We start from the raw sequence: 1,429 nt of genomic DNA on the forward strand, positions 1-1,429 counted from the left end.
GCCGGTGATGGTGATGACCAGGTTCGAGGTGCTGGTGGCACCTGCCTTGTCAGTCACGATGAACGGCACGGTGACGGTGGCGATTTCGCCCGCTGCCAGGTGCTGGTACGCCGGGTTGCCGGCGTCCAGAGTCCACTGGCCGGTGGTGCTGTCCAGGGTGAAACCGGCTGGCTTGTCAGCGTCCTTGACGGTGTAGGTCAGGACGTCGCCGTCATCCACATCGGTGGCCTGCAGCTTGCCGGTGGTGATGGTGTCTTCCACGCCGGTGCCAGTGCTGACTTTCGCCACAGGCGCGTCGTTGGTGCCGGTAACGGTGATGCTCAGGGTCGAGGTGCTGGTCAGGCCGGCCTTGTCGGTGACGGTGAACGGCACGTTGACGGTGGTGGTCTGGCCTGCGCCCAGGTGCTGGTAGGCCGCGTTGCCGGCGTCCAGAGTCCACTGGCCTGCGTCGTTGACGGTAAAGCCGGCTGGCTTGTTGGTCACGGTGTAGGTCAGGACGTCGTTGTCGTCGACATCGGTCGCTTTCAACTGGCCGCTGACGGACTTGTCTTCGTCCACGGCAGCAGTGCTGACGGTCGCCACAGGCGCGTTGTTGGTGCCGGTAACGGTGATGGTCAGGGTCGAAGTGCTGGTGGCGCCCGCTTTGTCCGTGACGGTGAACGGCACGTTGACGGTGGTCGTCTGGCCGGCCGCCAGGTGCTGGTAAGCGGCATTGCTGGCGTCCAGAGTCCACTGGCCTGCGTTGTTGACGGTAAAGCCGGCTGGCTTGTTGGTCACGGTGTAGGTCAGCACGTCGTTGTCGTCGACATCGGTCGCTTTCAGCTGGCCGCTGACAGATTTGTCTTCGTCCACGGCGGCAGTGCTGACGGTGGCCACAGGCGCGTCGTTGGTGCCGGTGACGGTGATGGTCAGGGTCGAGGTGCTGGTGGCGCCCGCTTTGTCGGTGACGGTGAACGGCACGTTGACGGTGGTCGTCTGGCCGGCCGCCAGGTGCTGGTAGGCAGCGTTGCTGGCGTCCAGAGTCCACTGGCCTGCGTTGTTGACGGTAAAGCCGGCTGGCTTGTTGGTCACGGTGTAGGTCAGCACGTCGTTGTCGTCGACATCGGTCGCTTTCAGCTGGCCGCTGACGGACTTGTCTTCGTCCACGGCAGCAGTGCTGACGGTCGCCACAGGCGCGTCGTTGGTGCCGGTAACGGTGATGGTCAGTACCGAGGTGCTGCTCGCACCGGCCTTGTCGGTGACGGTGAACGGCACGGACAGAGTGGTGGTCTGGCCTGCGGCCAGGTGCTGGTAGGCCGCGTTGCCGGCGTCCAGGGTCCACTGGCCAGCGGCGTTGACACTGAAGCCTGCTGGTTTGCTGGCATCGGCGACGCTGTAGGTCAGTACATCACCTGCGTCGACGTCGGTCGCCTGCAGTTGGCCTTTGGTA

1 protein-coding gene is annotated in these 1,429 nt (G+C 64.6%); it reads right to left on the minus strand.

Annotated elements, in window-relative coordinates; genetic code table 11:
• Positions 1–1,429: VCBS domain-containing protein (locus NPS29_RS28625; RefSeq protein WP_274136861.1), on the minus strand; the 1,429-nt coding region annotated here is incomplete at both ends.

The sequence above is a fragment of the Pseudomonas putida genome, assembly GCF_028682175.1.
Taxonomy (GTDB): domain Bacteria; phylum Pseudomonadota; class Gammaproteobacteria; order Pseudomonadales; family Pseudomonadaceae; genus Aquipseudomonas; species Aquipseudomonas putida_AD.